26 protein-coding genes and 1 tRNA gene are annotated in these 22,751 nt (G+C 71.8%); 16 read left to right on the forward strand and 11 right to left on the reverse strand.

Translation table 11 applies throughout. The features are described 5' to 3' along the window. Window positions 1-175: 175 nt before the first annotated feature. A tRNA-Ala gene (locus ACYVIH_RS12490) sits at window positions 176-251 on the forward strand. Between the two features lie 84 nt (window positions 252-335). Here ACYVIH_RS12490 and ACYVIH_RS12495 read toward each other — a convergent pair. After that, the gene (locus tag ACYVIH_RS12495; protein ID WP_460869957.1) at window positions 336-527 is read right to left on the reverse strand and encodes a GNAT family N-acetyltransferase; all 192 of its coding nucleotides are present in this window, start codon (window positions 525-527) and stop codon (window positions 336-338) included. A gap of 238 nt (window positions 528-765) precedes the next feature. On the opposite strand from ACYVIH_RS12495, the gene ACYVIH_RS12500 reads away from it, so the two are divergent. Both ACYVIH_RS12500 and ACYVIH_RS12505 read left to right on the forward strand, forming a co-directional pair. Continuing rightward, window positions 766-1,428 carry a Type 1 glutamine amidotransferase-like domain-containing protein gene (locus ACYVIH_RS12500; protein ID WP_460869781.1) on the forward strand — a complete coding sequence of 221 codons (663 nt, stop codon included), beginning with the start codon at window positions 766-768 and terminating at the stop codon, window positions 1,426-1,428. Window positions 1,429-1,487: 59 nt separating this feature from the next. Continuing rightward, the gene (locus tag ACYVIH_RS12505; protein ID WP_460869782.1) at window positions 1,488-2,039 is read left to right on the forward strand and encodes a GNAT family N-acetyltransferase; all 552 of its coding nucleotides are present in this window, start codon (window positions 1,488-1,490) and stop codon (window positions 2,037-2,039) included. Window positions 2,040-2,083: 44 nt separating this feature from the next. On the opposite strand, the gene ACYVIH_RS12510 is transcribed toward ACYVIH_RS12505, so the two are convergent. After that, on the reverse strand, window positions 2,084-2,653 hold the full coding sequence (locus ACYVIH_RS12510) for a dienelactone hydrolase family protein (RefSeq protein WP_460869783.1): 570 nt from the start codon (window positions 2,651-2,653) through the stop codon (window positions 2,084-2,086). Between the two features lie 67 nt (window positions 2,654-2,720). Here ACYVIH_RS12510 and ACYVIH_RS12515 point away from each other — a divergent pair, with 67 nt between their 5' ends. Then, window positions 2,721-3,284 (forward strand): ArsR/SmtB family transcription factor, encoded by a 564-nt coding sequence (locus ACYVIH_RS12515; protein ID WP_460869784.1) that lies wholly within the window; start codon window positions 2,721-2,723, stop codon window positions 3,282-3,284. A gap of 9 nt (window positions 3,285-3,293) precedes the next feature. Here ACYVIH_RS12515 and ACYVIH_RS12520 read toward each other — a convergent pair whose 3' ends face one another. From ACYVIH_RS12520 to ACYVIH_RS12530, 3 genes are all read right to left on the reverse strand, one after another. After that, on the reverse strand, window positions 3,294-3,866 hold the full coding sequence (locus tag ACYVIH_RS12520; protein WP_460869785.1) for a hypothetical protein: 573 nt from the start codon (window positions 3,864-3,866) through the stop codon (window positions 3,294-3,296). A gap of 56 nt (window positions 3,867-3,922) precedes the next feature. Next, window positions 3,923-4,465, reverse strand: a complete 543-nt coding sequence (locus ACYVIH_RS12525) for an AAA family ATPase (RefSeq protein WP_460869786.1) — start codon at window positions 4,463-4,465, stop codon at window positions 3,923-3,925. Window positions 4,466-4,684: 219 nt separating this feature from the next. Then, the gene (locus tag ACYVIH_RS12530; protein ID WP_460869787.1) at window positions 4,685-5,002 is read right to left on the reverse strand and encodes a hypothetical protein; all 318 of its coding nucleotides are present in this window, start codon (window positions 5,000-5,002) and stop codon (window positions 4,685-4,687) included. Between the two features lie 113 nt (window positions 5,003-5,115). On the opposite strand from ACYVIH_RS12530, the gene ACYVIH_RS12535 reads away from it, so the two are divergent. The 3 genes from ACYVIH_RS12535 to ACYVIH_RS12545 are packed head-to-tail and all read left to right on the forward strand — an operon-like array spanning window position 5,116 to window position 7,950. Then, on the forward strand, window positions 5,116-5,640 hold the full coding sequence (locus ACYVIH_RS12535) for a SigE family RNA polymerase sigma factor (protein WP_460869788.1): 525 nt from the start codon (window positions 5,116-5,118) through the stop codon (window positions 5,638-5,640). A gap of 1 nt (window position 5,641) precedes the next feature. Then, window positions 5,642-6,790, forward strand: a complete 1,149-nt coding sequence (locus ACYVIH_RS12540) for a hypothetical protein (RefSeq protein ID WP_460869789.1) — start codon at window positions 5,642-5,644, stop codon at window positions 6,788-6,790. Next, window positions 6,787-7,950, forward strand: a complete 1,164-nt coding sequence (locus ACYVIH_RS12545; protein WP_460869790.1) for a hypothetical protein — start codon at window positions 6,787-6,789, stop codon at window positions 7,948-7,950. The genes ACYVIH_RS12540 and ACYVIH_RS12545 overlap by 4 nt, the downstream gene beginning before the upstream one ends. 9 nt (window positions 7,951-7,959) lie before the next feature. Here ACYVIH_RS12545 and ACYVIH_RS12550 read toward each other — a convergent pair whose 3' ends face one another. Next, window positions 7,960-8,667: a thermonuclease family protein gene (locus tag ACYVIH_RS12550; protein ID WP_460869791.1), complete on the reverse strand. Its 708-nt coding sequence runs from the start codon at window positions 8,665-8,667 to the stop codon at window positions 7,960-7,962. A gap of 209 nt (window positions 8,668-8,876) precedes the next feature. Between ACYVIH_RS12550 and ACYVIH_RS12555 the strand changes: the two genes are divergently transcribed. Further along, entirely contained in the window at window positions 8,877-9,998 is a 1,122-nt protein-coding gene (locus ACYVIH_RS12555) for a cation diffusion facilitator family transporter (RefSeq protein ID WP_460869792.1), read from the forward strand. 238 nt (window positions 9,999-10,236) lie between these two features. Then, window positions 10,237-10,851 carry a CueP family metal-binding protein gene (locus ACYVIH_RS12560; RefSeq protein ID WP_460869793.1) on the forward strand — a complete coding sequence of 205 codons (615 nt, stop codon included), beginning with the start codon at window positions 10,237-10,239 and terminating at the stop codon, window positions 10,849-10,851. Window positions 10,852-10,865: 14 nt separating this feature from the next. Here the strand turns inward: ACYVIH_RS12560 and ACYVIH_RS12565 are convergent, their stop codons facing one another. The 3 genes from ACYVIH_RS12565 to ACYVIH_RS12575 are packed head-to-tail and all read right to left on the reverse strand — an operon-like array spanning window position 10,866 to window position 13,229. Next, on the reverse strand, window positions 10,866-11,045 hold the full coding sequence (locus ACYVIH_RS12565; RefSeq protein WP_460869794.1) for a DUF1059 domain-containing protein: 180 nt from the start codon (window positions 11,043-11,045) through the stop codon (window positions 10,866-10,868). Next, window positions 11,042-11,926, reverse strand: a complete 885-nt coding sequence (locus ACYVIH_RS12570) for an ATP-binding protein (protein ID WP_460869795.1) — start codon at window positions 11,924-11,926, stop codon at window positions 11,042-11,044. The genes ACYVIH_RS12565 and ACYVIH_RS12570 overlap by 4 nt, the downstream gene beginning before the upstream one ends. Before the next feature lie 34 nt (window positions 11,927-11,960). Then, window positions 11,961-13,229 (reverse strand): sensor domain-containing phosphodiesterase, encoded by a 1,269-nt coding sequence (locus ACYVIH_RS12575; protein ID WP_460869796.1) that lies wholly within the window; start codon window positions 13,227-13,229, stop codon window positions 11,961-11,963. 195 nt (window positions 13,230-13,424) lie between these two features. Here ACYVIH_RS12575 and ACYVIH_RS12580 point away from each other — a divergent pair, with 195 nt between their 5' ends. Beyond that, a complete protein-coding gene (locus ACYVIH_RS12580; protein WP_460869797.1) occupies window positions 13,425-13,997 on the forward strand; it encodes a GNAT family N-acetyltransferase in 573 nt (190 codons plus the stop codon). 19 nt (window positions 13,998-14,016) lie between these two features. On the opposite strand, the gene ACYVIH_RS12585 is transcribed toward ACYVIH_RS12580, so the two are convergent. Then, entirely contained in the window at window positions 14,017-14,433 is a 417-nt protein-coding gene (locus ACYVIH_RS12585) for an SsgA family sporulation/cell division regulator (protein WP_460869798.1), read from the reverse strand. 490 nt (window positions 14,434-14,923) lie between these two features. Here ACYVIH_RS12585 and ACYVIH_RS12590 point away from each other — a divergent pair, with 490 nt between their 5' ends. Continuing rightward, window positions 14,924-16,042: a hypothetical protein gene (locus ACYVIH_RS12590; protein ID WP_460869799.1), complete on the forward strand. Its 1,119-nt coding sequence runs from the start codon at window positions 14,924-14,926 to the stop codon at window positions 16,040-16,042. Window positions 16,043-16,049: 7 nt separating this feature from the next. Here the strand turns inward: ACYVIH_RS12590 and ACYVIH_RS12595 are convergent, their stop codons facing one another. Continuing rightward, window positions 16,050-17,723 (reverse strand): dolichyl-phosphate-mannose--protein mannosyltransferase, encoded by a 1,674-nt coding sequence (locus tag ACYVIH_RS12595; protein ID WP_460869800.1) that lies wholly within the window; start codon window positions 17,721-17,723, stop codon window positions 16,050-16,052. 25 nt (window positions 17,724-17,748) lie between these two features. Between ACYVIH_RS12595 and rsmI the strand changes: the two genes are divergently transcribed. From rsmI to ACYVIH_RS12620, 5 genes are all read left to right on the forward strand, one after another. Continuing rightward, window positions 17,749-18,600 carry a 16S rRNA (cytidine(1402)-2'-O)-methyltransferase gene (gene rsmI / locus ACYVIH_RS12600; protein ID WP_460869958.1) on the forward strand — a complete coding sequence of 284 codons (852 nt, stop codon included), beginning with the start codon at window positions 17,749-17,751 and terminating at the stop codon, window positions 18,598-18,600. A gap of 23 nt (window positions 18,601-18,623) precedes the next feature. Then, complete coding sequence (locus ACYVIH_RS12605) at window positions 18,624-19,520, forward strand: TatD family hydrolase (protein WP_460869801.1); 897 nt, start codon at window positions 18,624-18,626, stop codon at window positions 19,518-19,520. A 253-nt stretch (window positions 19,521-19,773) separates the two neighbouring features. After that, window positions 19,774-20,907 carry a transglycosylase family protein gene (locus ACYVIH_RS12610; RefSeq protein ID WP_460869802.1) on the forward strand — a complete coding sequence of 378 codons (1,134 nt, stop codon included), beginning with the start codon at window positions 19,774-19,776 and terminating at the stop codon, window positions 20,905-20,907. Between the two features lie 42 nt (window positions 20,908-20,949). Beyond that, window positions 20,950-21,828, forward strand: a complete 879-nt coding sequence (rsmA, locus tag ACYVIH_RS12615) for a 16S rRNA (adenine(1518)-N(6)/adenine(1519)-N(6))-dimethyltransferase RsmA (RefSeq protein ID WP_460869959.1) — start codon at window positions 20,950-20,952, stop codon at window positions 21,826-21,828. Then, window positions 21,825-22,748, forward strand: a complete 924-nt coding sequence (locus ACYVIH_RS12620) for a 4-(cytidine 5'-diphospho)-2-C-methyl-D-erythritol kinase (protein ID WP_460869803.1) — start codon at window positions 21,825-21,827, stop codon at window positions 22,746-22,748. The genes rsmA and ACYVIH_RS12620 overlap by 4 nt, the downstream gene beginning before the upstream one ends. The last annotated feature ends 3 nt before the right edge of the window (window positions 22,749-22,751 follow it).

The raw sequence follows: 22,751 nt of genomic DNA on the forward strand, positions 1-22,751 counted from the left end.
ACCGGACGCCCACCCGGACCAACACGCTGAAACAACGGACGGCCGAACCCACCACTATTGGGTTCGGCCGTCCGCGATGTCCTGAGACATCACAGTCAACAGCTGACTCGATTCGAAACCGCGCGGGGCAGGTGATATCTTTTCCGACGCGGTGGCCGGGTGGACCGGCCGCTTTGGGGCTGTGGCGCAGTTGGTAGCGCGTCTCGTTCGCAATGAGAAGGTCAGGGGTTCGAATCCCCTCAGCTCCACCACACCGAAACCCCGTCCCACCAGCGGAGACACCACCGCAGGGGCGGGGTTCTCGCTTGGCAGGGCCGGCGACGCCGAGCTCAGTGTCAGGCCGCCCCGGGCTCCAGCACTCCCATGATCACGTCGTCGTGCCAGGCGCCGCTCGCGTACGCCGCCTCGCGCTCGCGTCCTACCTCGACGAAGCCGCACCGGAGGTAGCAGCGGATCGCCCGGGTGTTGTAGGCCAGGACGCGCAGGTCGATCCGGTGCAGGCCCAGCTCGTCGAAGCCGTATCGCAGGACCGCCTTGTCGCTAGACGTCTGGTGTGGCTGGCGGGGAACGCACTCATCTGCCGCTGTCCGCGTGCCACCCGGCCGGCGTCAGTGCCATCTTCTTCATCGTCGCGCAGGCGGGTCCGCGTTTTGCCGTTCCACGCTCCTCTGCGGATGCGAGTCTGTGTGGGCGGGCGCGATGACTTCCGGCCTGCTCCCCGGTCTTAGGGACATCCACGTTTCGCCCGCGAACTCCGGAGGCACCTTGAAGCTCCTGCTCACCTCAGGCGGCGTCACGAACCCCAGCATCCATTCGGCTCTCGTCGAGCTTCTCGGCAAGCCGGTCGCCGAGTGCCACGCCCTGGTGGTCCCGACGGCGCAGTGGGGTCATCCGATGTGCGGACCGGCATCGGTGCGGGGCCTGGTGGCCGCCGAGCCCGACTTCCGGCACTTCTCCGGCCTGGGCTGGGCGTCGCTCGGTGTCCTCGAGCTCACGGCGCTGCCGAGCATCGGCGCGGACCGCTGGGTGCCCTGGGTTCGGGAGGCCGACGTCCTCCTGGTCGACGGCGGCGACGCGACGTACCTGTGCCACTGGCTGCGAGAGTCCGGCCTGGCCGACCTTCTCCCGTCGCTGTCCGACATGGTCTGGGTGGGAGTGAGCGCCGGAAGCATGGTGATGACGCCCCGGATCGGCGACTACTTCGTCGAGTGGCCGTCTGCGCCGGACGACCGCACCCTGGGGATCGTCGACTTCTCGATCTTCCCGCACCTGGACCTCTTCCCGACCAACACGCTGGCCCACGCCGAGCGGTGGGCCGCCGACATCGGGCTCCCCGCCTACGCCATCGACGAACAGACGGCCATCAAGGTTGTCGACGGCTCGGTCGAGGTGGTCTCCGAAGGGCACTGGAAGGAGCTCGGGCGCTAGTGGGCCGTGCCGCGGGCTCCCGGACCGACCCAAGTGATACTTCACGGGTGAGACAAGCGGTGCTGCATACGCGTCGGATCCGCCTCGTCCCGTTGGCGGACGAGCACCTGGAGCACGAGATCGAGCTCGACTCGGATCCCGAGGTCCTGCGCTATCTGGGGTCTGGTCGCGCCCGCACCCGCGAGGAAGTCGAACAGCTGCACGAGAGCCGGCTCGCGGTGGCGGCGCGCGCGCCGGGCCTGGGCTTCTGGGCAGGGTTCGTCGGGCCCGTCTTCGTCGGCTGGTGGATCCTCGAGCCGCCTGAGCGTCCGGACCAGGGCCCGGCACGGGGGCAGGCCGAACTGGGCTACCGACTCCTACGCCGGCACTGGCGCAAGGGGCTGGCCAGCGAGGGAGCGCGCGAACTTATCCGCCACGGGTTCGAGGACCTGGGCTTGACCAGGATCTTTGCCGAGACGATGGCCGTGAACCAGGCATCGCTGGCCACGATGGTCTCGATCGGCATGACGCACGTCCGCACGTTCCACCTCGACTTCGAGGAGCCGCTGCCGGGAAGCGAACTCGGTGAGGTCGAGTACGCGACTTCTCGCGGAGACTGGCGCGCAGGCTGAGAGATCTCCATGCCGACCGCGGCGCGCCGTGGCTTCGCGCGGTCTCAGACCGAGGCGAGGAACGCCTGCACCCGCTGCGTGAGCAGCGCGGCTGCATCCGGGTCGTAGTCGCCGAGCGAGGGGTCGGCGAAGAGATGCTGGTCGCCGGGATACACGAACAGCTCCGCGGCCGGTGTGGAGGCGGCGAGCTCGCGTGCGGCCGGCAGGTCCTCGTCGAAGAACTCGTCGCCGTCCTTGCCGTGGATCTGCACCGGCACTCCGTCCGGCCATGCCTCCCCGAACTCCGCGACCGGGATGCAGGAGTACATCAGCAGTGCGCCGCGGGCGCCGGGTCTGGTCTGCGCGAGCTGCTGGGCGATCATGACGCCGAAGGAGAACCCGGCGTAGACCAGGCCGGCACCGAGCTCGTCGGCTGCTGCGGCGCCGCGATCACGGATCGCGTCGAGTCCCGCGTCACGGGCGAACCCGAACCCCTCCTCGATGCTGCCGAAGGTGCGGCCGTCGAACAGGTCGGGCGTGTGCACGGTGTGCCCCGCCCGTCGCAGATCGTCGGCGAAGGCGCGCACCCCGTCGGTCAGGCCCTGGATGTGGTGGTACAGCAGCACCTCGGCCATGTCAGCAGTCTCCCTCGGCCATTGATCGAGGCCTTTGGAACATTCGGTGATGCTAGTCTGATGCGTCGTGGCTGACAACCCTCCGGACTACGAGCTGGCCGATCGGATTGCGCTGACCGAGCCCGCGCAGGTGAAAGCCATCGGCCACCCGCTCCGCACCACGATCCTGCAGCTCCTCCACGAGCGCGCCGCGACCGTCACCGAGCTCGCCGCCGCGGTGGAGCGCCCCAAGAGCACGGTGGCGCACCACGTGGACGTGCTCACCCGCAACGGGCTGCTCCAGGTGGTGCGCACCAGGAAGGTGCGCGCGATCGAAGAGCGCTACTACGGGCGCTCCGCGCGGATGTTCTACGTGGCAGCAGAGCCGTCCCCGGCCGGCGAGGAGATGCCGCGCGACTTCAACGACTTCGAGGTGGCTGCGCGCGAGTCCGCGATGGCCTTCGGGCAGGGGAAGCTGTGGGGCTTCATCCGTCATGCGCGGATGTCGGAGGAGCAGGCCTCCCAGTTCTGGGAGCAGATGGCCGAGCTCGTCGACCGGTTCGACCGGATCCCGAGGTCCGGCGAGACGGTGTACGGGTTCGCGATCGGCATCTACCCCACTGACCACCCGACCTTGCCGCCGGCGGAGTGAGGCGGTCCTTCAGCTCCTGGTGTGCCCGGGTGACCGCACGCTGGATCTCGGCGCCGGCTCCATGCGGCAGTGGAGCACGTAGCTCGGCGAGGTGCTGACGTCACCCCAGGCATCGGTCCGCTCGACCGTGACGAGCCGGCTGGCCTCCTCCCTCTGCAGCACCTCCTGCACGGTCCACGAGTAGATCAGGGCCGGGAAGCCCTCCACGTCCGCGAGCTCGTCGAAGTAGAAGAACGGGTCGACGCCCAGGTTGATCTCACCCGTGACCCACGATCCGACCTGTGACCGGTGCTCCGGATCCTCGATCCCGATGAAGTGATAGGCGAGGGCGCCGAAGTCGATCACCTGGGCGTTCGGTTCGTCGTACACGACCTGGGCACTGACCTCGTACCGCGAGTCCGCGATCCAACGCACCCTCGGCTCGGGTGCGCCGTCCAGCCGCGTCACGCCGTCGCGGCTGGCGAACTCCACGGCGAAGTCGGTGCGCTGACCTGTGTAGAAGTCGGGGTAGTTGCCGTCCAGGATGATCCACGAGTGCAGGTCGATCATCCACGAACCCGTGTCGAGAGGGTTGTCGTGCATGACGCCAGAGTGGCAGATCGGCCGCCGGCCGAGGCCGCGCGCCACAACGCGCGCCGTCAGGTCGGGGTGCGCGTCCTCAGGTGAGCAAGGCACGCTTCGAGAGCGGCGTCGGTGTCGGTGGTGTCCACGAGCAGGCGGGGCCCGTCGGTCGCCTCGTCCCAGGCGTCGAAGCGCATCTGCCGGATCTCCTCCCAGGTCGGCCCGATGTGGCCCGTGCCGGGGGCCTGGCGGATGTCGACCCTGCGGCGGTGCTCCACCACATCGTGCAGCGTGGTCTCCAGCGGGACCAAGCGAGCGTCCGTCGTCTCCGAGGCCGCGCGCCACAACGCGCGCCGTTCATGACTGCCGTTCACCCCGTCAACCACGACGGGTACCCCGTTGCGCAGGTTCTCCGTGGCGACATCGCTGGCGATGTCGTAGCCCACCCGGGCGGCCCGTTCCGCGTCCTCGGTGAGGCCGCTGCGCAACATCGGACCCACGATCGCGTCGGTGCGCAGGTACACCGCCTGCAGCCGACTGGCAAGCAGCCTGCTGAGCGTAGTCTTGCCCGTGCCGGGCAGGCCGGCGAGGACGACCAGCAGGGGCGGGCTCGGTGTCACTCCGGCGAGGGCTGGGGTTCGGTCTGTGGCTCAGCCGGTACGTCGGGGTGTTCCCCCGGGTCCTGCGGATCCAGGCCCGGCGTGGTGACGGGCGACCCGTCGGGGTTCGTGTCGGGCCGCAGAGCGGGATCTTCATGGCTGGGTTCGAACGGCTTCGTGGTCATGTGGACGCCGTACCCTCCCGAGGCACGGCCCAACCATCCCGCCCGGGCGGAGCGCTCAAGCCGGCGCCAGCAGACTGGCCAGCGTCGCCACCATGACGAGCCCGCCCACGGCCGCGCCGTACAAGGAAGCCCGCGAGCTCCGCGCGCCCGCAACGAGCCGGAGCAGGAGTCCCGCGGACAGGCTCAGACCGCCGGCGACGACGGCGCCGATCTCGGCAGCGAGCCAGGGAGACACCTCCGGGTCGATCCACGGCGTCGGCGGCGTCACTCCGAGGATCCAGCTGTACGAGCACAACCACAGGAACAGCGCCAGAACGCCGGTGCCCAGCACGGCGGATCCGAGCACCCGCGCGGCCTTCCCCCGACTCTTCACGCGGAGCAGCGTAGGGCACGGAGGGTGCTGCAACGCCCGACAAGCGCCACGTCTCTGCGACACAACCTCCCGGCGGCCGACGGAGTCAGACCAGGAGAAGGGGGTGGTGTCGAATGGACACCGTGACCACGGGTGCGGACAGGCTGGTGTACGAGGAGTACGCCGCGATCGCCTGGCCGTCGCTCTACCGCTACGCCTACCTGCTCACCGGGATCCACGCCGACGCGGAGGACCTGGCGCAACAGACACTGCTGAAGGCGTACCGATCCTGGTCGCGGGTCCGGGCAGCTGACTCGCCCGACGCGTACCTGCGCCGGATGCTCACCAACAGCTACCTGTCCCAGCGGCGTCCGCGTAGTCGACGGCTCGAGCTGCTCACCGATTCGCCGCCCGACCGAGGACTCCTCCCCGACCATGCCGCCGAGGACCGGATGGTGCTGTGGCCACACGTGAGGTCGCTGCCGCCACGCCAGCGCGCGGTGATCGTGCTCCGCTACTACGAGGGCCTCAGCGAGCAGGAGATCGCGGAGGCCCTGGACTGCTCCCGCGGCAACGTGAAGTCCACGGCCCACCACGCCCTCAAGTCGCTGCGAGCCGCGCTCGCCGACTCCGGCTCGACGAGCGGGAGGGAGAACTGAGATGCACAACGACCTCGAAGAGACGCTGACCCGCGAGCTCCGCGCGGTGGCCGGTGACCTCCACGTGCCGCCGATGCCCTCGCTGCCGGAGCCGGCGCGCAGGACACGGCCTTCGGCGCTGCTGGCCGTCGCGGCGGCGGTGCTGGTCGTCGTGGGGCTCGGCGGCGTCCTCGCGACGATCCTGGACGGTGACCCGGGACCGGCCCAGCCGACTCCGTCGCCCTCCGTGCCGGCCTCTCCCACGCCGTCGAAGAGCCCCGACGAGCGGACCCGGCCCATCCCCACGACCGCGCCGACCGTCCCCTATGTCATCGGCTCCGGCCTGTACGTCGAGGGGGAGCAGGTGCCGGGAGAGTGGTGGATGGTGCGCCCGTCGGGGCAGGCGTGGATCGCCGTGGACAAGGACTTCCTCTGGTGGTGGGGCCGTGGACCGGCTCCTCGAGAGCTCCCCAACGGTGAGGACGCGACTCCGGTGCTGTCCCCGAACGGCCGGTACGTCGCCGTGGTGCGCGTCTCCGCGAGCAACGCCAGCATGCTCACGGTGCTCGACACGGACGACGGTGAGAACGTCGCAGCCAGCCCCGCCTCCCTCGGCAGGTTCACCGTCGACGACGCCGCCCACGTCGTGGCCGTCCTCGACGACGGTCGGGTCGTCGTCCGACGCGGGAGCACGGACCTGCTGTGGACTCCCGGCTCCGTGAACCGCATCGTCGAGCTGGCCGAAAGTGCTCCGGAACAGAAGGTCCTGGCGGCCACCGCTGCCGGCCTCGTGGTCACCGATGGCGAGACGGGGCGGCCGTACCTCGCGGACATCTCCGACGAAGGCGGCCTCACCCGACACGGAAGCCTGCCCGAGCACGACGACCTCGCGGTCAGTCCGGGTGGCCGATGGCTGGCCTGGACGCCGATCGGGACGACGGGGGGCGAGGTCACCTCGCTGCCCACCCTCGAGGTGCAGAGCTTGGACGGAGAGGGAACCGCGACGCTCGAGGCTCCTGACGGCTGGAGCTTCAAGGTCCGGACCTGGGCCTGGGAGGACGACGACCATCTCGTCTCCACCGTGGTGTCGGCGGACGAGTCCCGCGAGCGAATGGCACGCTGCGGCCCCAGCCAGGCACGCTGTGTGCTCCTCGAGACCGGCAGCCGTTGAGCGGCTCGAGGTCCGGCCGCGTCGGGTCGACCCCGAGGGGGCTGAGCATCCGGCCGCCGCTCGTGGTGGTCGGTGCGTTCGTCGGCGTTCGAGTCCTGGTGCTCATCGCGCTGTTCGCGGCCGCCGGCCACCAGGGGCGAAGCGGCTACCGGGTGCTGACCAAGTGGGATGCGCAGTGGTACCGCGGGATCGCCGAGGACGGGTACGGCCTCGTGAGGCTCCACGAGGACGGGCGCCTGCTGGCCGACTACGCGTTCTTCCCCCTGTATCCGCTCACCGAGCGCGCCGTGTCGGCGGTGATCGGGCTCGGGGCCGTGGACGCCGGCCTGGTCATCAGCGCCGTCGCCTCGGTGGTGGCGGCGCTCGGCATCTTCGCCATCGCAGACGGCCTGTACGGCGCTCGGGTCGGCGTCGTCGCGACGGTGCTGTGGGCGGCCCTCCCGGTTGGGATCGTCCAGTCGATGGCCTACAGCGAGTCGCTGTTCACGGCGCTGTCCGTGTGGGCGTTGCACGCGACCTTGAGGGACAGGTGGCTGCTGGCCGGCGTCCTGGCGTGCGCCGCCGGTCTCACCCGCCCGGTCGGTGCGGCGGTCGCCGCCGCCGTCGTGGTTGCGGCCGTGGCACACGGTCTGCGGGGTGGCGCGCACCGCGGCCCGCACGCCGGTTCGCGGTGGCGGCCGCTGCTCGCTGCGGTGATCGCCCCGCTCGGGTTGGTCGGCTACCTGGTCTGGGTGGGCCGGCGGGTCGGCAGCACCACCGGCTACCTCGACGTGACGAACGGGTGGGAGAACGGCTTCGACGGCGGGGCTGCCTTCCTGACCTGGATCGGCGAGCTTCTCGCCGGACCTTCTCCGGTGAGCGGCGTCCTGGTGGTCGCCGGCCTCGGCCTGCTGGTCTGGGTCCTGGCTCTGTGCGTCAAGCAGCGCCAACCGCTGCCCCTCGTCGTGTTCACGGTCGGCCTGGTCGCCCTGTCGCTCACCACGTCGGGGTACTTCGGCTCGAAGCCGAGGTACCTCCTCCCGGCCTTCCCGCTCCTGTTCCCGCCGGCTCGATGGCTGGCTGAACGCCGTACCGGGCTCGCGGTGACGATGCTCGCGCTCGTCACCGCGGCCGCGATGGCCTACGGGTCGGTCTGGCTGCTCGGTCCTGGCCCGCCGTAGGTGGTCGGGTCAGCGGCAGGACTTCCAGATGCCGCGCGGCCAGGCCTTCGCCTTCCGCTCGGACAGCCGGTAGCCGACGGTGCGGAGAAACGGCTTGCCGGCGTAGACGTACACCTCGGCCCAGCCGCGGAAGACCTGGGCTCGGTTGATGTCCTTGCCGTTCTTCATCACGTACCGCAGCAGTCGGCCGTACCGGTCCACGCGGTCCTGGGTCGGGTCGGAGACCAGCAGGACCCGGGTCCGGAGCGGCAGCAGCTGCTTGAGTGAGCGCGACGCCTGCGGGCCGCCGCACTCGGTGCCGCCGTGCACCTCGGGGGTGTCGATCCCGATCAGGCGGACGTTCTTGCGGGCGCCGCCGGCCAGGCGCACCCGGATCGTGTCGCCGTCGGTGACCTTGATGACCCGGGCGTACTGCTTGAGCACGTCGGGCTTGGGCTCGGGCTTCGGGGCCGGCTTGGGAGCCGTTGGCGCCGAGGTGCCGAAGTAGTACGGGCCTGGAAGCGACTCGCAGACCACGCCGTCGCCGTCGGCGTCGAGCCGGTGCGGGTCGGAGAAGGGTCCGCCGTTGCTGATGAAGAACAGCTGAGCGGCCTTCTGCGAACCGAAGTCGGAACAGTCCTTGTCCCCGACGGCGTGCGCGGGCACGGCGACGGCGGTGACGGTGCCGGTGAGTGCGACGGCGGCGAGGGCCGCGGTGAACCGGTGCGATACGTGCATTCTTGTTCCCCCGGGTGGTGGCTGGTTTCTCGCCAGGAGGCTAGGTCGGCCTCGGCCGTCGCGGGCGGGAAGCCGCAATCCCACCCGCCGACGGGCGTCGCGTGATAGCGGACGCACGCTCCTACGCGGTCGGTGTGCCGTCCTCCTAGACTTCCTCCCGCCTCCGGGCCACCCGGTCCCACACGCCACGCCCCCGATGTGAGAAGCAGATGACGCACGAGCCGCAGCACGACCACGACCACGATCACGGCGCTGACCGCGGTCACGCACACGGGCACGGGGACCACAACAACAACGGGAACGACCACGGACACGACCACGACCACCCGCAGGGGCTGAAGGGGTTCGTGCTGGGGATCTTCCGGCCGCACAGCCACGATGCCGCGGACTCGGTCGATGCCGCGCTGGAGACCAGTGCGCGGGGCATCCGGGCGGTGAAGGTCAGTCTCGTCGCGCTTGGCGTGACGGCGCTCCTCCAGGGTTTGGTCGTCGTCGCCACCGGGTCGGTGGCCCTGCTCGCGGACACGATCCACAACTTCTCGGATGCGCTGACGGCCCTGCCGCTGTGGGTGGCGTTCGTGCTGGGTCGGCGACCGCCGTCTCGCCGCTACACCTACGGCTACGGCCGGGCCGAGGACCTCGCGGGGGTGTTCATCGTCGCGATGATCGCGCTGTCGGCCCTGCTCGCCGGCTGGGAGTCGGTGCGCCGGATCGCTGACCCGCAGCAGGTCGACTACGCCTGGGCGGTGGTCGCGGCGGGGGTGATCGGCTTCGTCGGCAACGAGATGGTGGCGGTCTACCGGATCCGGGTGGGCCGCGAGATCGGCTCGGCCGCGCTGGTCGCCGACGGCCTGCACGCGCGCACCGACGGGTTCACGTCGCTGGCGGTGGTCGGCGGGGCGCTCGGCGTGCTGGCAGGCTTCCCCCTCGCCGACCCGATCGTCGGACTGCTGATCACCGTCGCCATCCTGTTCGTGCTCAGGTCCGCCGCGGTCGACGTCTACCGTCGGCTCATGGACGCCGTCGACCCCGAGCTGGTGACCGCCGCGGAGTCCGCTCTGGCCACCACACCCGGGGTGCTGGCGGTCGAGAACGTCAAGGTGCGCTGGGTGGGGCACCGGGTGCGCGCGGAGGCAGGCATCGCGGTGGACCCCGAGCTCAGCGTCACCGAGGCGCACGGGATCGCGATCGAGGCGCACCACCGGTTGCTCCACGAGGTGCCCAAGCTCGTCGAGGCGACCGTGGACGTCTCGCCGGACGGGCCGGTGGGGGAGGACCAGCACGCGCTGATCGCCCACCACGTGGCTGCGCGACCGGTGAGCCGGGGTTAGGGCCCGCCGCTCTGCCATCGGTCGCACACGTCGCGGCCGCCGCGGTCGCCCGGCTCACCTGCGTCGGACGCGGAGCTTTGCCCGAGGCGTTCGGCCTCTCGGCCCCGTGAGGGCCCTCCGGTCCACCACGTCGGGACCTTCGGCCTCGTGTGCCGCCGGCCGATCAGGGACCCTTGCGTCAACGGACCAACGGTCCGCAAACGCCGATACCGCACCTGCTACCCACGGGGGACCCCTGATGAGGACGAAGCTCACACGCGCTGCCATCGCCACTGCCGTCGCAGGGCTGCTGCTCGCCGGCTGTTCGACGAGCGGCGGCTCCACGGAGACCGCAGAGTCTCCGGAGGCCGCGACGTCCAGCGTGCCGGCCGCGGCGGAGCCGTTGCTGGCGGACTTCGGCCTCGAAGGGATGGACACCGTCGAGATCGTCGACCACCTCGAACGGCTCGGTGGCGAGGACCGTCCGACAGACCTGATGGCGTCGGTCCGCGTCGACGAGCTCCTGGTCTCCTCCGGTGGCGAGGAGTACGGCCTGGCCCTGCCCGAGGACCGGTTCTACCTCTCGGTCGCGCCGTACGTCGACCAGACGCACGAGTGCTTCTACCACTCGCTGACCACCTGCAAGGGCGAGCTCGGCGCGACCGACGTCGAGGTGCAGATCGTCGACGAGACCAACGACGAGGTGCTCGTCGACGGGACCGAGACCACCTTCGACAACGGGTTCGTCGGGTTCTGGCTGCCACGCGACATCGAGGGCACGCTGCGCGTCAGCTACGACGGCAAGACCGCCGAGATGGACTTCGCCACCGACGAGGAGGCGCCGACCTGCGTGACCACCCTGCAGCTGGCCTGAGGACAGCGGCGGCGTCAGGCGGAGACGGCGATCTTGTCCTCGACGGCGCGGACGACCTCCGGCGTGAGCTCGGTGATGCCGTGCTCGTCGCCGGCGTGCCGGGCGACCTCGGCGAGCAGCACGTCGCGGTCGGGGCTCTCGAAGCGGGCGGTGCAGCCGGGCATCACGTCACCGCAGGCGAGCTTGAACGTCATCGGTCTTCCTCCACGGTGGGGGCGCTTGGCGACATCGCAGACGGGCGGAGCGGGACCCGCACCCACAGCACGGCGCCGCGCTCGTCCTGGTCCACCCCGATCGTGCCGCCGTGGGCCACGGTGAGGGCGCGGGCGAGATAGAGGCCGATCGTAACGCCGGTGGCGTCGTCGTTGAGGTCGAACGGCTCGAAAAGTGCCTGCAGCACCTGCGGGTCGATCGGGTCGCCGTCGCGGACCACCCGCAGCTCCATCCACGGCGCTGCGGTCTCCACCTCGACCCGCAACGAACGCGGCTCGGGCAGGGCGTGGCCGGCCTCCCACAGGTCGCGCAAGACCCTCCGGAAGAGCGCGGGGTCGACGGCGACCTCGGTGCTGGGACCGGCTCCACCGACCGGGCCGACGCCCGGCAGGTCGGCGGCCAGGTCGCCGACGGTGACCGGCTCCGGGGACAGGCGCAACCGGCCCAACGACGCAGCCGCCAGCAGCTCCACGTCGTACACCCGCTCGGCCAGCCGCCCGAGCGCGTCGTCGAGGCGTGCGAGCCCGCCGGCCATGCCGGGCGGCACGTCGTCGTCGAGCAGCATCGCCACCCAGCCCCGGGCGACGGTCAACGGCGTCCGCAGCTCGTGCGCGAACGCCGCCAGGAACCGGTCACGCTGGCTCGCCGCCCTCGGGTCCGGTCGGTTGGTCACCTGCGCGGTGCCGGCGTCGACGAAGGCGGAGACCCAGCGGTGCAGCACCGTGGCGTCGACCGACCAGCGTCGCGCGACCTCGGGCACGCTCGCGCCGCCGAGAACCTCGAGTACGGCGGCCACGCGGGCGTCGGTGGCCGGCTCGTCGCCGGACACCAGTCGTGGCCGCGCCGGCGGCTGTTGCGTCATGGGTGCACCTCGGTCCCTCCTGGGTCCGGCGAGCCTAGTGGTGGGGCGCGATCCGGGACAGCAGCGTGCGTGCGGCGGCCGTGACCAGCTCCCGCTTGTAGGTGAGCACGTAGTCGAACCGCCGCTCGAGCTCCGGACCGGCGTCGCCGAGGTCCCGTGCGAGCAGGGCGGCGGTGAAGTGCGGGTGCACCACCACGACGTCCCACTCCTGGAGCATCGGGTCGGACGGGCCGAGCGTCGCGCCGCGCACCCCCGGCACCGGGTCCGCCGGCAGGCCGGCAGCGATCGCGCAGACGAAGCCGGTCGCGTCGGACAGGCCCTCGTAACGCCGGGCGGTGTCCGGGGTGAACTGCGCCTCGTGCTGGAAGGTGGCGGCCAGCATCGCGATCTCGCCGGCCCGCATCGCCTCTCGCTCCAGCTGCTTGCTCAGCTCGATGAGCAGCCGCTTGGTCGACCGTCGTACGGGCATGCTGCGCGGCACGTGCGAGAAGGCTGAGAGCAGCGACTGCTCGGACCTGATCCCGGCGGGTGGCCGCGGGAAGAGCCACCGGTCGTGGCCCACGCCGGCGGGCCGCGGGTCCGGACGGCCGAAGAGCCAGCCCTGGCCCAGGGTCGCGCCGAGCGCCCGGGCCATCTCGAGGTGCTCGGCGGTCTCGATCCCCTCCGCCAGGACGAGCGCCCCGCTGCGCTCGGCGTAGGCGTTGACCGCGTGGATCACCTCGGCCACGGCGCGCGAGGGCTGGTCCTGGACCAGGGCCAGGTCCAGCTTGACGATGTCGGGTCGCAGCAGGTCGATGAACGTCAAGGAGGCGGAGTCGACCCCCACGTCGTCGAGCGCGATCGCCCAGCCGAGCTGTCGGACCCGTTCGGCAGCGGTCAGCAGCTCCGCCGGCCGGCTGGCCAGGGCACGTTCGGTGATCTCGACGACGACGCGCAGCCCGGCGCCGCGTTCGGTGAGGGCGGCGAGGTCGTCGAGGGGTGCGGTGGCGATCGCGCCCGGCTCGACGTTGACGAACAGCGCGATCGGCTCCTGCAGCTGCAGCTCGGAGGCGTTGCGGAGTGCGGCGAGGAAGCAGGCGTGGTCCAGCTTGTCGGTCAGCCCGACGGCGCCGGCGGCACGGAACAGCTCGGTGGGCGCCTCGTAGGGGCCGGCCGGACCGCGGCTCAGCGCCTCGAGCGCGAGCACCTCACCGGTCTCGAGGTCGACGATCGGCTGGAAGACGGTGCGCACGCGGGCCTCGACGACGATCTCGAGCAGCGTGGCGATGTCGGGCACCGCCGTACCGGCAGACGATCCAGCCAAGTCCGGCCTCCGTACCGAGAGAGGTTGCTGCACCACACCGACGGCCGGGCGCTCAGGGCCGACCGTCAGTCGCTCAGCCTAGGAAGTCCAAGAGCGTTTCGGGGCCTTTCTCCGCAATGTCCGTCTCGTCCGTGACCCGCCGGCCCCGTGATAATCGATCGCAGCGCCCTGGCGTCCGGGTGCACGATGAGGTCCATGACCCCCTCGTTCGCCGAGATCTCCTGGCCCGTCCTCACGAAGCGGCTGACGCTGCGGCCTGCGACCGAGGCGGACGTGGACGCGGTGTGGCGCTACCGGCGGCTCGAGGAGGTCGGCCGCTGGCTGACCTCGGCTCCCACCGAGCGCGCCGCGTTCGCGGAGAAGTTCTCGACGCCGGACCGTCTGGCAAAGACGCTGCTGGTCGAGCTCGACGGCGAGGTCATCGGTGACCTGATGCTCGCGGTGGAGGACGCCTGGTCGCAGGCCGAGGTGCGCGAGCGCGCGCAGGGTGTCCAGGCGGAGATCGGCTGGTGCCTCGACCCGGGGTACGGCGGTCAGGGGTACGCCACGGAGGCCGTGGAGGAGCTGGTCCGGCTCGCCTTCGAGGACCTCGGCTTGCGCAGGGTGGTCGCCAACTGCTTCGCCGACAACCGGCAGTCCTGGCGCCTGATGGAGCGGATCGGGATGCGCCGTGAGGTGTACGCCGTCAAGGAGTCGCTGCACCGGTCCGGGGAGTGGCTCGACGCGCTCGGCTACGCCCTGCTCGCGGAGGAGTGGCGCGACCGCTGAGCGCCGGTCGCCCGGGGTCTCAGTCGCCGACCAGCGCGCTGACGGCCGCGTCGCGGTCGACGTGGTCGCTCTCGGTGCCCGGCCACACCGCGCGCGACGTGTGCGCGAGGAAGTCGAGCACGTCGCGGGAGCGCATCTTGATCACGGCCCGCCCGGCCGGGGACTGCAGCGTGAGGAGCAGCGCCGCCCGGCCGTCGGGGTCCAGGGACGGGGAGACCCGGACGTCACCCTCGCCGACCGGTTCGTGCACGCCGCTCATCAACAGCTCGCGGCTGAACACCCACCGGACCGTCGTACCGTCCACGAGGAAGTGCACGGCGACCGCGTAGGGGTCGGTCGGGTCGTAGTGGAGGTTGGCCTCCACCGGGGTCGGACCCTCAGGTCCGACGAGGTCGACGACGACGCTGCTCGTGATGGGCAGGCGGTATTCGTTCATGGTTGCTCCGGGGACTCGGGCGCTGGGTGGCGGGCGGGTCCGAGCTGGGGGGAATGACCCGTGCCGCACACGATGGTGGCAAGCCCGAAGCCAGTTCGCCAGCAGGCTATGCACCTTGTGTCACCCGTGTGTCGGTACGCCCCCGAAGGTTGTGAGCGAGCCGACGCCCGGGATGCCGGGTTCGCCGGATCCGTCCCCGGGCCGGGCCCCCCGCGGGGCCGCGCACACGAAACACCCCCGGCAGTATGTGGGGGACCGGCCGGGGGTGTCTCTATGGAGGAGATCGGCTCGAGTAAGCCAACCCACGAATAAGAACGTCTGGCGGCTCGAAATCATTGCGCCCTTGTGAAATGTCTGGTCCGGTCACGGCTCGGGTCCGGCGGGCCGACCCCGCGCGGTGCCGCCTCGCGCGCGCTCCGGTGCGTTAGCCTTCGCAGCGCCGGGTACGGGCGGACGGCACCGTCCCTCGAGGAGCTGAGGAGTCAAACGCATGGCAGGTCGCCGGATCTATCTGGTGGGGTCCTCGGGCTACCCGTACTACGGCGACGAGGCCGTCGCGGCGGCCTGGCTGCGTCACCTGGCGGCGACCGAGCCCGACGCGGAGGTGTACCTCGACTGCCCGAACCCCGGCGGCGCCCAGCTCTTCCTCGGCGACCTCCACCCCCACGTCCGGTTCGTCGACACGCTGTTCCGGATCGGCTGGGCGGCGCCGAGCGAGGACCCCGACGAGGTCGTCCGGTTCGCGGCGCAGGCGGTCCGCCAGCCCGGCTTCGGCTACGCCCACCGGGCCGCGGGCATCGAGCTGCTGCAGACCGTCGACGTCTTCCACGTGATCGGAGGCGGCTACGTCAACGCGATCTGGCCTCGTCACCTGACCTTCCTGGCCGCCGGGCAGGCGCTCGCCGCGGACTTCGGCAAGCACGTGGCGATGACCGGCAACGGCCTGCTGCCCGGCGCGGCTCCGGCTGCGCTGCTCGACGAGCTCACCACCGGCTTCGCGGTGCTCGACGTCCGGGACGCCCAGTCTCGCGCGCTGCTCTCGAGCGAAGCCGCCACCGACACCGGCGACGACGCCCTGCTCGGTGAGAGCGCCGACGTCTACGACCAGCGCGACAGCGTGTCCACCATGGTCTGCATGCAGTCCGACCTCCTCGACGGTGACGTCGAGGCTCTCGCGACCAGCGTCGTCGAGACCGCCAAGGCGTGGGGACTGCGGCCGGAGAAGATCGGCTACGTCGAGGCCATCCCGGGCCAGGACCGCGTGGTCTTCGAGCTGGTCGAGTCCCAGCTGCCGGGGATGCGCTTCTACCCGTTCACCGAGGTCTGGCGCGAAGGTCTCCCCGCGCGCCGTGGCCAGCGCTGGATCACCACGCGGGAGGCGCTCCACCTGGCTGCAGCCGCCGCCGGCGCGTGGGGTGTCGCGTTCCCGATCAAGGCCGGCTACGACGACGTCGGCCACCAGGACCTGGTCGACAAGGGCTCGCGCTGGGTGATCGGCACCCCGGGCGAGCCGGCCCCCGAGACGCACGGCGACGCCGGTTTCGGCACGGCACTGGCCGGGCTGGTCGAGGCGAAGAAGGCAGTCGCGCAGCGGGTCTACGGCCGCTGAGCCGGGGTCAGATCCAGGCCCGGAACCAGATCCGCTGCAGCCACTCCCGGGTGGTGACCAGCTCGTCGGTGTACACCGGCCAGAACCAGGCGAAGTTCACCACGACGAGCACCACGAACGCCCCGGCGACGGCGGCGCCCCACATCCGGCGGCGGTACGACGTGCGCGCGGTGCCGAGCAGGTGCCCGATGAGCAGGGTCACCGCGATCACCGTGAACGGCAGCGTGGCGAGCGCGTAGAACGAGAAGATCGGGCGGTCGTCGTACCTCAGCCACGGCAGCCAGGTCGCGGCCGCGCCGACCACGGCGACACCGAACCGCCAGTCCCTCCTGGCCGCCCAGGCGAACAGCGCGTAGCCGAGCGCGAGCGCCCCGCCCCACCAGAGCACCGGGGTTCCGAGCAACAGGATCTGGCGCAGGCAGGTGCTGCCCTCGGCCGCCTCGCAGCCCTGCTGTCCCGGCTGGATGTCGAGGTCCGCGTCGACGCCCACCGGCCGGTTCAGCACCAGCCAGCCCTTGGGGTCGGACTGGTAGACGTGCTCGGACTCCAGCAGGCCCTGGGTGTGGAAGGTGTAGACGTCCTGGTGGTAGTTCCACAGCGACCGCAGTGACTGGGTGACCTCGCCGAGTCCCTCGGCGTCGGTCTCGATGTAGGAGCCCCAGTAGGGCCCGTACTGGGTGTCGGAGAGCGCCTGCTCGTACTCCGCGGCATGCATCAGCCAGCCGGTCCAGGACAGCACGTAGACGACGAAGGCGACCACGACCAGGTGCACGAACGCCGGGACCGCGTCGACCAGCGCCGAGCGCAGCCACGCCCGCCGGATGCCGAGGGAGCGGCGGGCGCCCGCGTTCCACGCCCACACCAGTAGGCCGAACGCCGCCAACGGGAACAGCGCGTTCCACTTGGTCCCCACCGCGAGCCCGAACAGCACGCCGGCGACCAGCAGCCACGGCCGGAACAGCAGCCCGCGCACCGGCCCCCAGTCCGAGGCGGACGCGGTCCAGCCGACCGGGGTGAGCCGGGCCATCCGCAGCCGGGTCCAGTCCCGGTCGGCGACCAGGGCAGCCACCGCGGCCAGCAGGAAGAAGGTCATGAAGATGTCCAGCAGCGCCAGCCGCGACATCGCGAAGTGCAGCCCGTCGAAGGCCAGCAGCAGGCCCGCGGTGCAGCCGAGCAGCGTCGACCCGGTCAGCCGCCGCGCGAGCCGGATCATCACCAGCACCGACAGCGTGCCGACGACGGCCGAGGCGACCCGCCACCCGAACGGGTCCATCCCGAACGCCGCCTCGCCCAGCGCGATCAGCCACTTGCCGACCTCGGGGTGCACGATCATGCTCGGCGAGTCGGTGAACAGGCCGTCGAGCCGGCCGACGAGGATCTTGTTGTTCGCCCCGTCGACGTAGCCGGTGGTGAACCCGTTCTTCAGCAGCGACCAGGCGTCCTTGGCGTAGTAGGTCTCGTCGAACAGGAACTCGTGCGGGTTCCCGAGCCGCCAGAAGCGCAGGAACCCGGCCAGGGCGGTGACGACCAGGGTCGCCACCCAGCCGGTACGGCGGTCGAGCCCGCGTGAGACGGGGACCAGGCGGCGACGCGCGCTCGGGACGGGGCGGCCGTCGGCGGTGCGGGACAGCCCCATCGTCCGCCGGTGCTCACGCGGAGGCGGCTCCAGGGTCGTCGTCACGCGCCCATGCTAGGCCGGTGGCATGATGCGCCGGGTGAACCACTCCGGCGTCCTCGTCCTCGCGGCCACCCCGATCGGGCAGGTGGCCGACGCGCCGCCCCGGCTGGCCGAGGAGCTCGCCGGCGCCGACGTCGTCGCCGCCGAGGACACCCGCCGGCTCAAGCGGCTCTGCGCCGACCTCGGCGTGGAGATCGCCGGCCGGGTGGTGTCCTACTTCGAGGGCAACGAGGCCGCCCGGACCCCGCAGCTGGTGGAGGCCCTCGAGGAGGGGCAGCGGGTGCTGCTGGTCACCGACGCCGGGATGCCGTCGGTGTCCGACCCCGGCTACCGGCTCGTCGCCGCCGCCGTCGAGCGCGACGTCCGGGTGACCGCCGTACCGGGGCCCTCGGCGGTGCTCACCGCACTCGCGGTCTCCGGGCTGCCGGTGGACCGGTTCTGCTTCGAGGGGTTCCTGCCCCGCAAGGCCGGCGAGCGCGCGCGGCGGCTGGGGGCGCTGGCCGCGGAGGAGCGGACGATGGTCTTCTTCGAGGCACCGCACCGGACCGAGGCGACACTCGCCGCGATGGCCGATGCGTTCGGCGCCGACCGCCGGGCGGCCGTGTGCCGGGAGCTGACCAAGACCCACGAGGAGGTACGACGGGCAGGGCTGGCCGACCTCGCCGCATGGGCCGCCGACGGGGTCCGCGGCGAGGTGACGCTGGTCGTCGAGGGAGCGACCGCGACCGCCGACGTGCCCACCGACCCGGCCTCGCTGGCCGAGCTGGTCGCCGACGCCGAGGCGCAGGGCAGCACGCGCAAGGACGCGATCCTCGAGGTCGCGAGGCTGGCCGGACTGCCCAAGCGGGTGGTCTACGACGCCGTGCACAAGAAGGCGTAGCCGCCCCTCGTAGACTCCGCCGCATGGCACCCGACGCACCGATCCGTGACCGTGCCGAGAAGGGCGACTCGGGTGAGCGGCGTGACCGCAGCCGGCCCCCGGCACCGGAGCCGCTGCCTCGCCCGGTGGTGGACAACCACTGCCACCTCGACATCGCCGACGGCTCCTGGCTCCCGGTCGAGGAGGCGCTCGCCGAGGCCGCGGCGGTCGGCGTCCCGAGGATCGTGCAGATCGGCTGTGACCTGCCCGGTGCCCAGTGGGCCGTGGACGCCGCGGAACGCTTCGACGCGCTGGTCGCCGGGGTCGCGCTGCACCCCAACGAGGCGCCGCTGCTCGCCGCGGACGGCAGGCTCGACGAGGCGCTCGCGGTGATCGAGCGGCTCGCCGCGAGCAGCGACCGGGTCCGCGCGGTGGGCGAGACCGGCCTGGACTACTTCCGCACCGGCGAGCACGGCCGCGCCGCGCAGCACGAGTCGTTCCGCCGCCACATCGACCTGGCCAAGCGGCTCGACAAGACCCTGGTCATCCACGACCGGGACGCGCACGACGACGTGCTGCGGATCCTCGACGAGGAGGGCGTGCCCGACCGGGTGGTGATGCACTGCTTCTCCGGCGACGCCGACTTCGCCCGGGCCTGCCTCGACCGGGGAGCGTGGCTGTCGTTCGCCGGCACCGTGACCTTCAAGAACGCCGAGCCGCTGCGCGAGGCGCTGCGGGTCACCCCGCGCGACAGGGTCCTCGTCGAGACCGACGCGCCGTACCTCACCCCGATGCCCTACCGCGGCCGGCCGAACGCGTCGTACCTGGTCCCGGTCACGCTGCGGTCGATGGCGCAGACCCTCGGTGCCGATCTCGAGGAGCTCTGCGAGGCGGTCGACGCGAACACCGACGCGGCGTTCGGGGGCCCGTGGGGGCGGTAATCGACCCCTGCACGTAGCCCGATCTGACTAGTCAACTCCGTGAATCGAGTCACGATCGGCGTGGTTCGGCTTTGTCGGGGGAAGCATCGCCGTTATCGTCTTGTGACTGTTGGCCGGGAGTGGGGAAGCTTTCGGACGGCGCCGAAGAGGGTTCTCGCAGGTTCCCGGCCCCTGGCCGGAGCGTGGGGGGAGCCTCTGTGTCCCACGTGCGCCGGACGTCCTGCGGCCCGGGGAGCACCATCATTGGAGCATCGTGCGGAGTTCCATCGCACTTCTCAGCAAGAGCCGCCTGACCCTCGTCGCCCTCGTGGTGGGTGTGGTCGCCGCGCTTCTCGCCACCACCGTCGGCTACGCCGCGATGAGCAAGACCGTCACCCTGTCCGTGGACGGTGAGGCCGACCAGGTCAGCACCCTCGGCGGCACCGTCGCCGACGTGCTCGAGGCCGAGGGCGTCGAGGTGGGGGAGCGCGACGTGGTCGCGCCGGCACTCGACAGCAGGGTCAACGACGGCACCCGGATCGCGGTCCGCTACGCCCGGGAGCTCGCTCTCACCGTGGACGGCGAGGAGAAGAGCTACTGGGTCACCGCCACCGACGTGAACTCCGCGCTCGACGAGCTCGGCCTGCGCTACGACGGCGCCGAGCTGTCGGTCAGCCGTGGTGCGGAGATCTCGCGTGAGGGTCTCGACCTCGACGTGGTCACCCCCAAGCGCATCGCCCTGAAGCACGGGCCGCGCAAGGTCCGCACCGTGACCGTCCCGGCGCTCACCGTCTCCGAGGCGCTCGACGACCTCGGGGTGAAGGTCGGCAAGCTCGACGAGATCAAGCCCGGCCGCAACGCCGAGATCGAGGACGGCGACAAGATCGTGGTGACCAAGGTCCGCGTCGTGACCCGCAAGGTCACCGAGGCGGTCGACTTCGGCACCACCGAGCGCTCCGACGACTCGATGTTCGAGGGCGAGACCGAGACCGTCCGCGAGGGCCGCGACGGCTCGCAGAAGGTGCTCTACAAGCTGCGCTACGAGAACGGCAAGCTGGTCAAGCGCAAGGCGCTGGAGACCACCGTGCTCCGCGAGCCGGTCGACGCGATCGTCAAGGTCGGCACCAAGTCGCAGCCGGCGCCGAAGGCGAACTTCGCCAGCGGCGACACCGTCTGGGACCAGCTCGCACAGTGCGAGTCCGGTGGCAACTGGGCGATCAACACCGGCAACGGCTACTACGGCGGCCTCCAGTTCAGCCTGAGCACCTGGCAGGCGTACGGCGGCCCGGGCTACCCGCACGAGCAGAGCCGCGAGACCCAGATCGCGATCGCGGAGAAGGTCCGTGACGCCAACGGCGGCTACGGCTCCTGGCCGCACTGCTCGCAGCAGCTCGGCCTGCCCCAGTGACCCACCGGAGGAGCCTCTAGGCTCGTCCGCGTGAGCGAGGACATGACATCCGCCGGACCGAGGCTTCTCGGTCCGGCGGATGTGCGTTCGCTGGCCAAGTCGCTCGGGATCCGGCCCACCAAGCAGCGCGGGCAGAACTTCGTGATCGACGCCAACACCGTCCGCCGGATCGTCCGCGCCGCCGAGCTCGAGCCCGACGACGTCGTGGTCGAGGTCGGCCCGGGCCTCGGCTCGCTGACCCTCGCGCTGCTCGGCAGCGTCTCGCGCGTGGTCGCGATCGAGGTCGACCCGGTGCTGGCCGCCGCGCTGCCGGGGACGGTCGCAGAGTTCGCCCCCGACCACGCCGACCGGCTCGAGGTCGTCGAGGCCGACGCGCTGCGGGTGACCTCGCTGCCCGGACCGGCGCCCACCGCGCTGGTGGCGAACCTGCCCTACAACGTCTCGGTGCCGGTGCTCCTGCACCTGCTCTCCCTGCTGCCGTCGCTGCGCAAGGGCCTGGTGATGGTGCAGTCCGAGGTCGCCGACCGGCTCGCCGCACCTCCCGGGTCACGCACCTACGGCGTGCCGTCGGTGAAGGCCGCGTGGTACGCCGACGTCCGGCGCGCGGGCGCCATCGGACGCAACGTGTTCTGGCCGGCGCCCAACGTCGACTCCGGTCTCGTCGCGTGGGAGCGCCGCGACCCGCCGGCGGTCTCGGTGAGCCGCGAGCAGGTGTTCGCGGTGATCGACGCCGCGTTCGCCCAGCGCCGCAAGACGCTCCGCTCCACGCTGAAGGCGATGGCCGGCTCCGCGGAGGCCGCCGAGGCCGCGCTCGCGCACGCCGGGGTCAGCCCGATGGCGCGCGGGGAGTCGCTCGGCGTCGAGGAGTTCGCCCGCGTCGCCGAGGGACTCGCGCTCGGACGGCAGGGTGGGGCGGCGTGAACCACCCCGTCCCCGGCTCGGTCACCGTCGCGGCTCCGGCCAAGATCAACCTGCACCTCGGCGTGGGGCCGGCACGTCCCGACGGCTTCCACACCCTCGCCACCGTCTACCAGGCGATCGGCCTGTACGACGAGGTCACGGTCCGCCGTTCCTCGGCCACCACCCTCAGCGTGGTGGGGGACGGCGTGGACGTGACCGACGTACCGACCGGGCCGGGGAACCTCGCGCTCCGCGCCGCCGCCCTGCTCGCCGAGCACGCCGGAGTCGCCGACGCCGCGGTGGAGATGAGCATCCACAAGCGGATCCCGGTCGCCGGCGGGATGGCGGGCGGGAGCACCGACGGCGCTGCGGCGCTGCTCGCCTGCCACGAGCTGTGGGGGCTCGACCTGCCCCGCGACGAGCTGCTCCGGCTGGCCGCCGAGCTCGGCAGCGACGTGCCGTTCTGTCTCGTCGGCGGGACCGCCGCCGGGGCCGGGCGCGGCGAGCTGGTGACCCCGGTCGATGACGCCGGCAGCTACTGGTGGGTGGTGGCCACCTCGGAGACCGGGCTGTCCACCCCGGCGGTGTTCGCGGAGTTCGACCGGCGCCACGCCGGGGCGGTCGTGCCGGAGCCGGAGGTCCCCGGTGGCCTGCTCGACGCGCTCACGACCGGCGACCCCGCCGCGCTGGCCGCCGCGCTGGGCAACGACCTCGAGGGGCCGGCCCTGGCCCTGCGCCCCGACCTGGCGGGCCTGCTGAAGCTCGGCGGCGAGCCCCCGGCGCTCGGGTCGCTGCTGTCGGGGTCCGGGCCGACCTGCCTGTTCCTCGCCGCGGAGGAGGCACACGCCCTCGCCGTCCGCGACCACCTCCGGGAGGCCGGCGTCACGGCCCTGGTCGCGCCGGCGCCGGCGCCCGGCGCGCACGTCGTCGCGGCGCTGTGATGC

Source organism: Nocardioides pakistanensis, assembly GCF_054781215.1.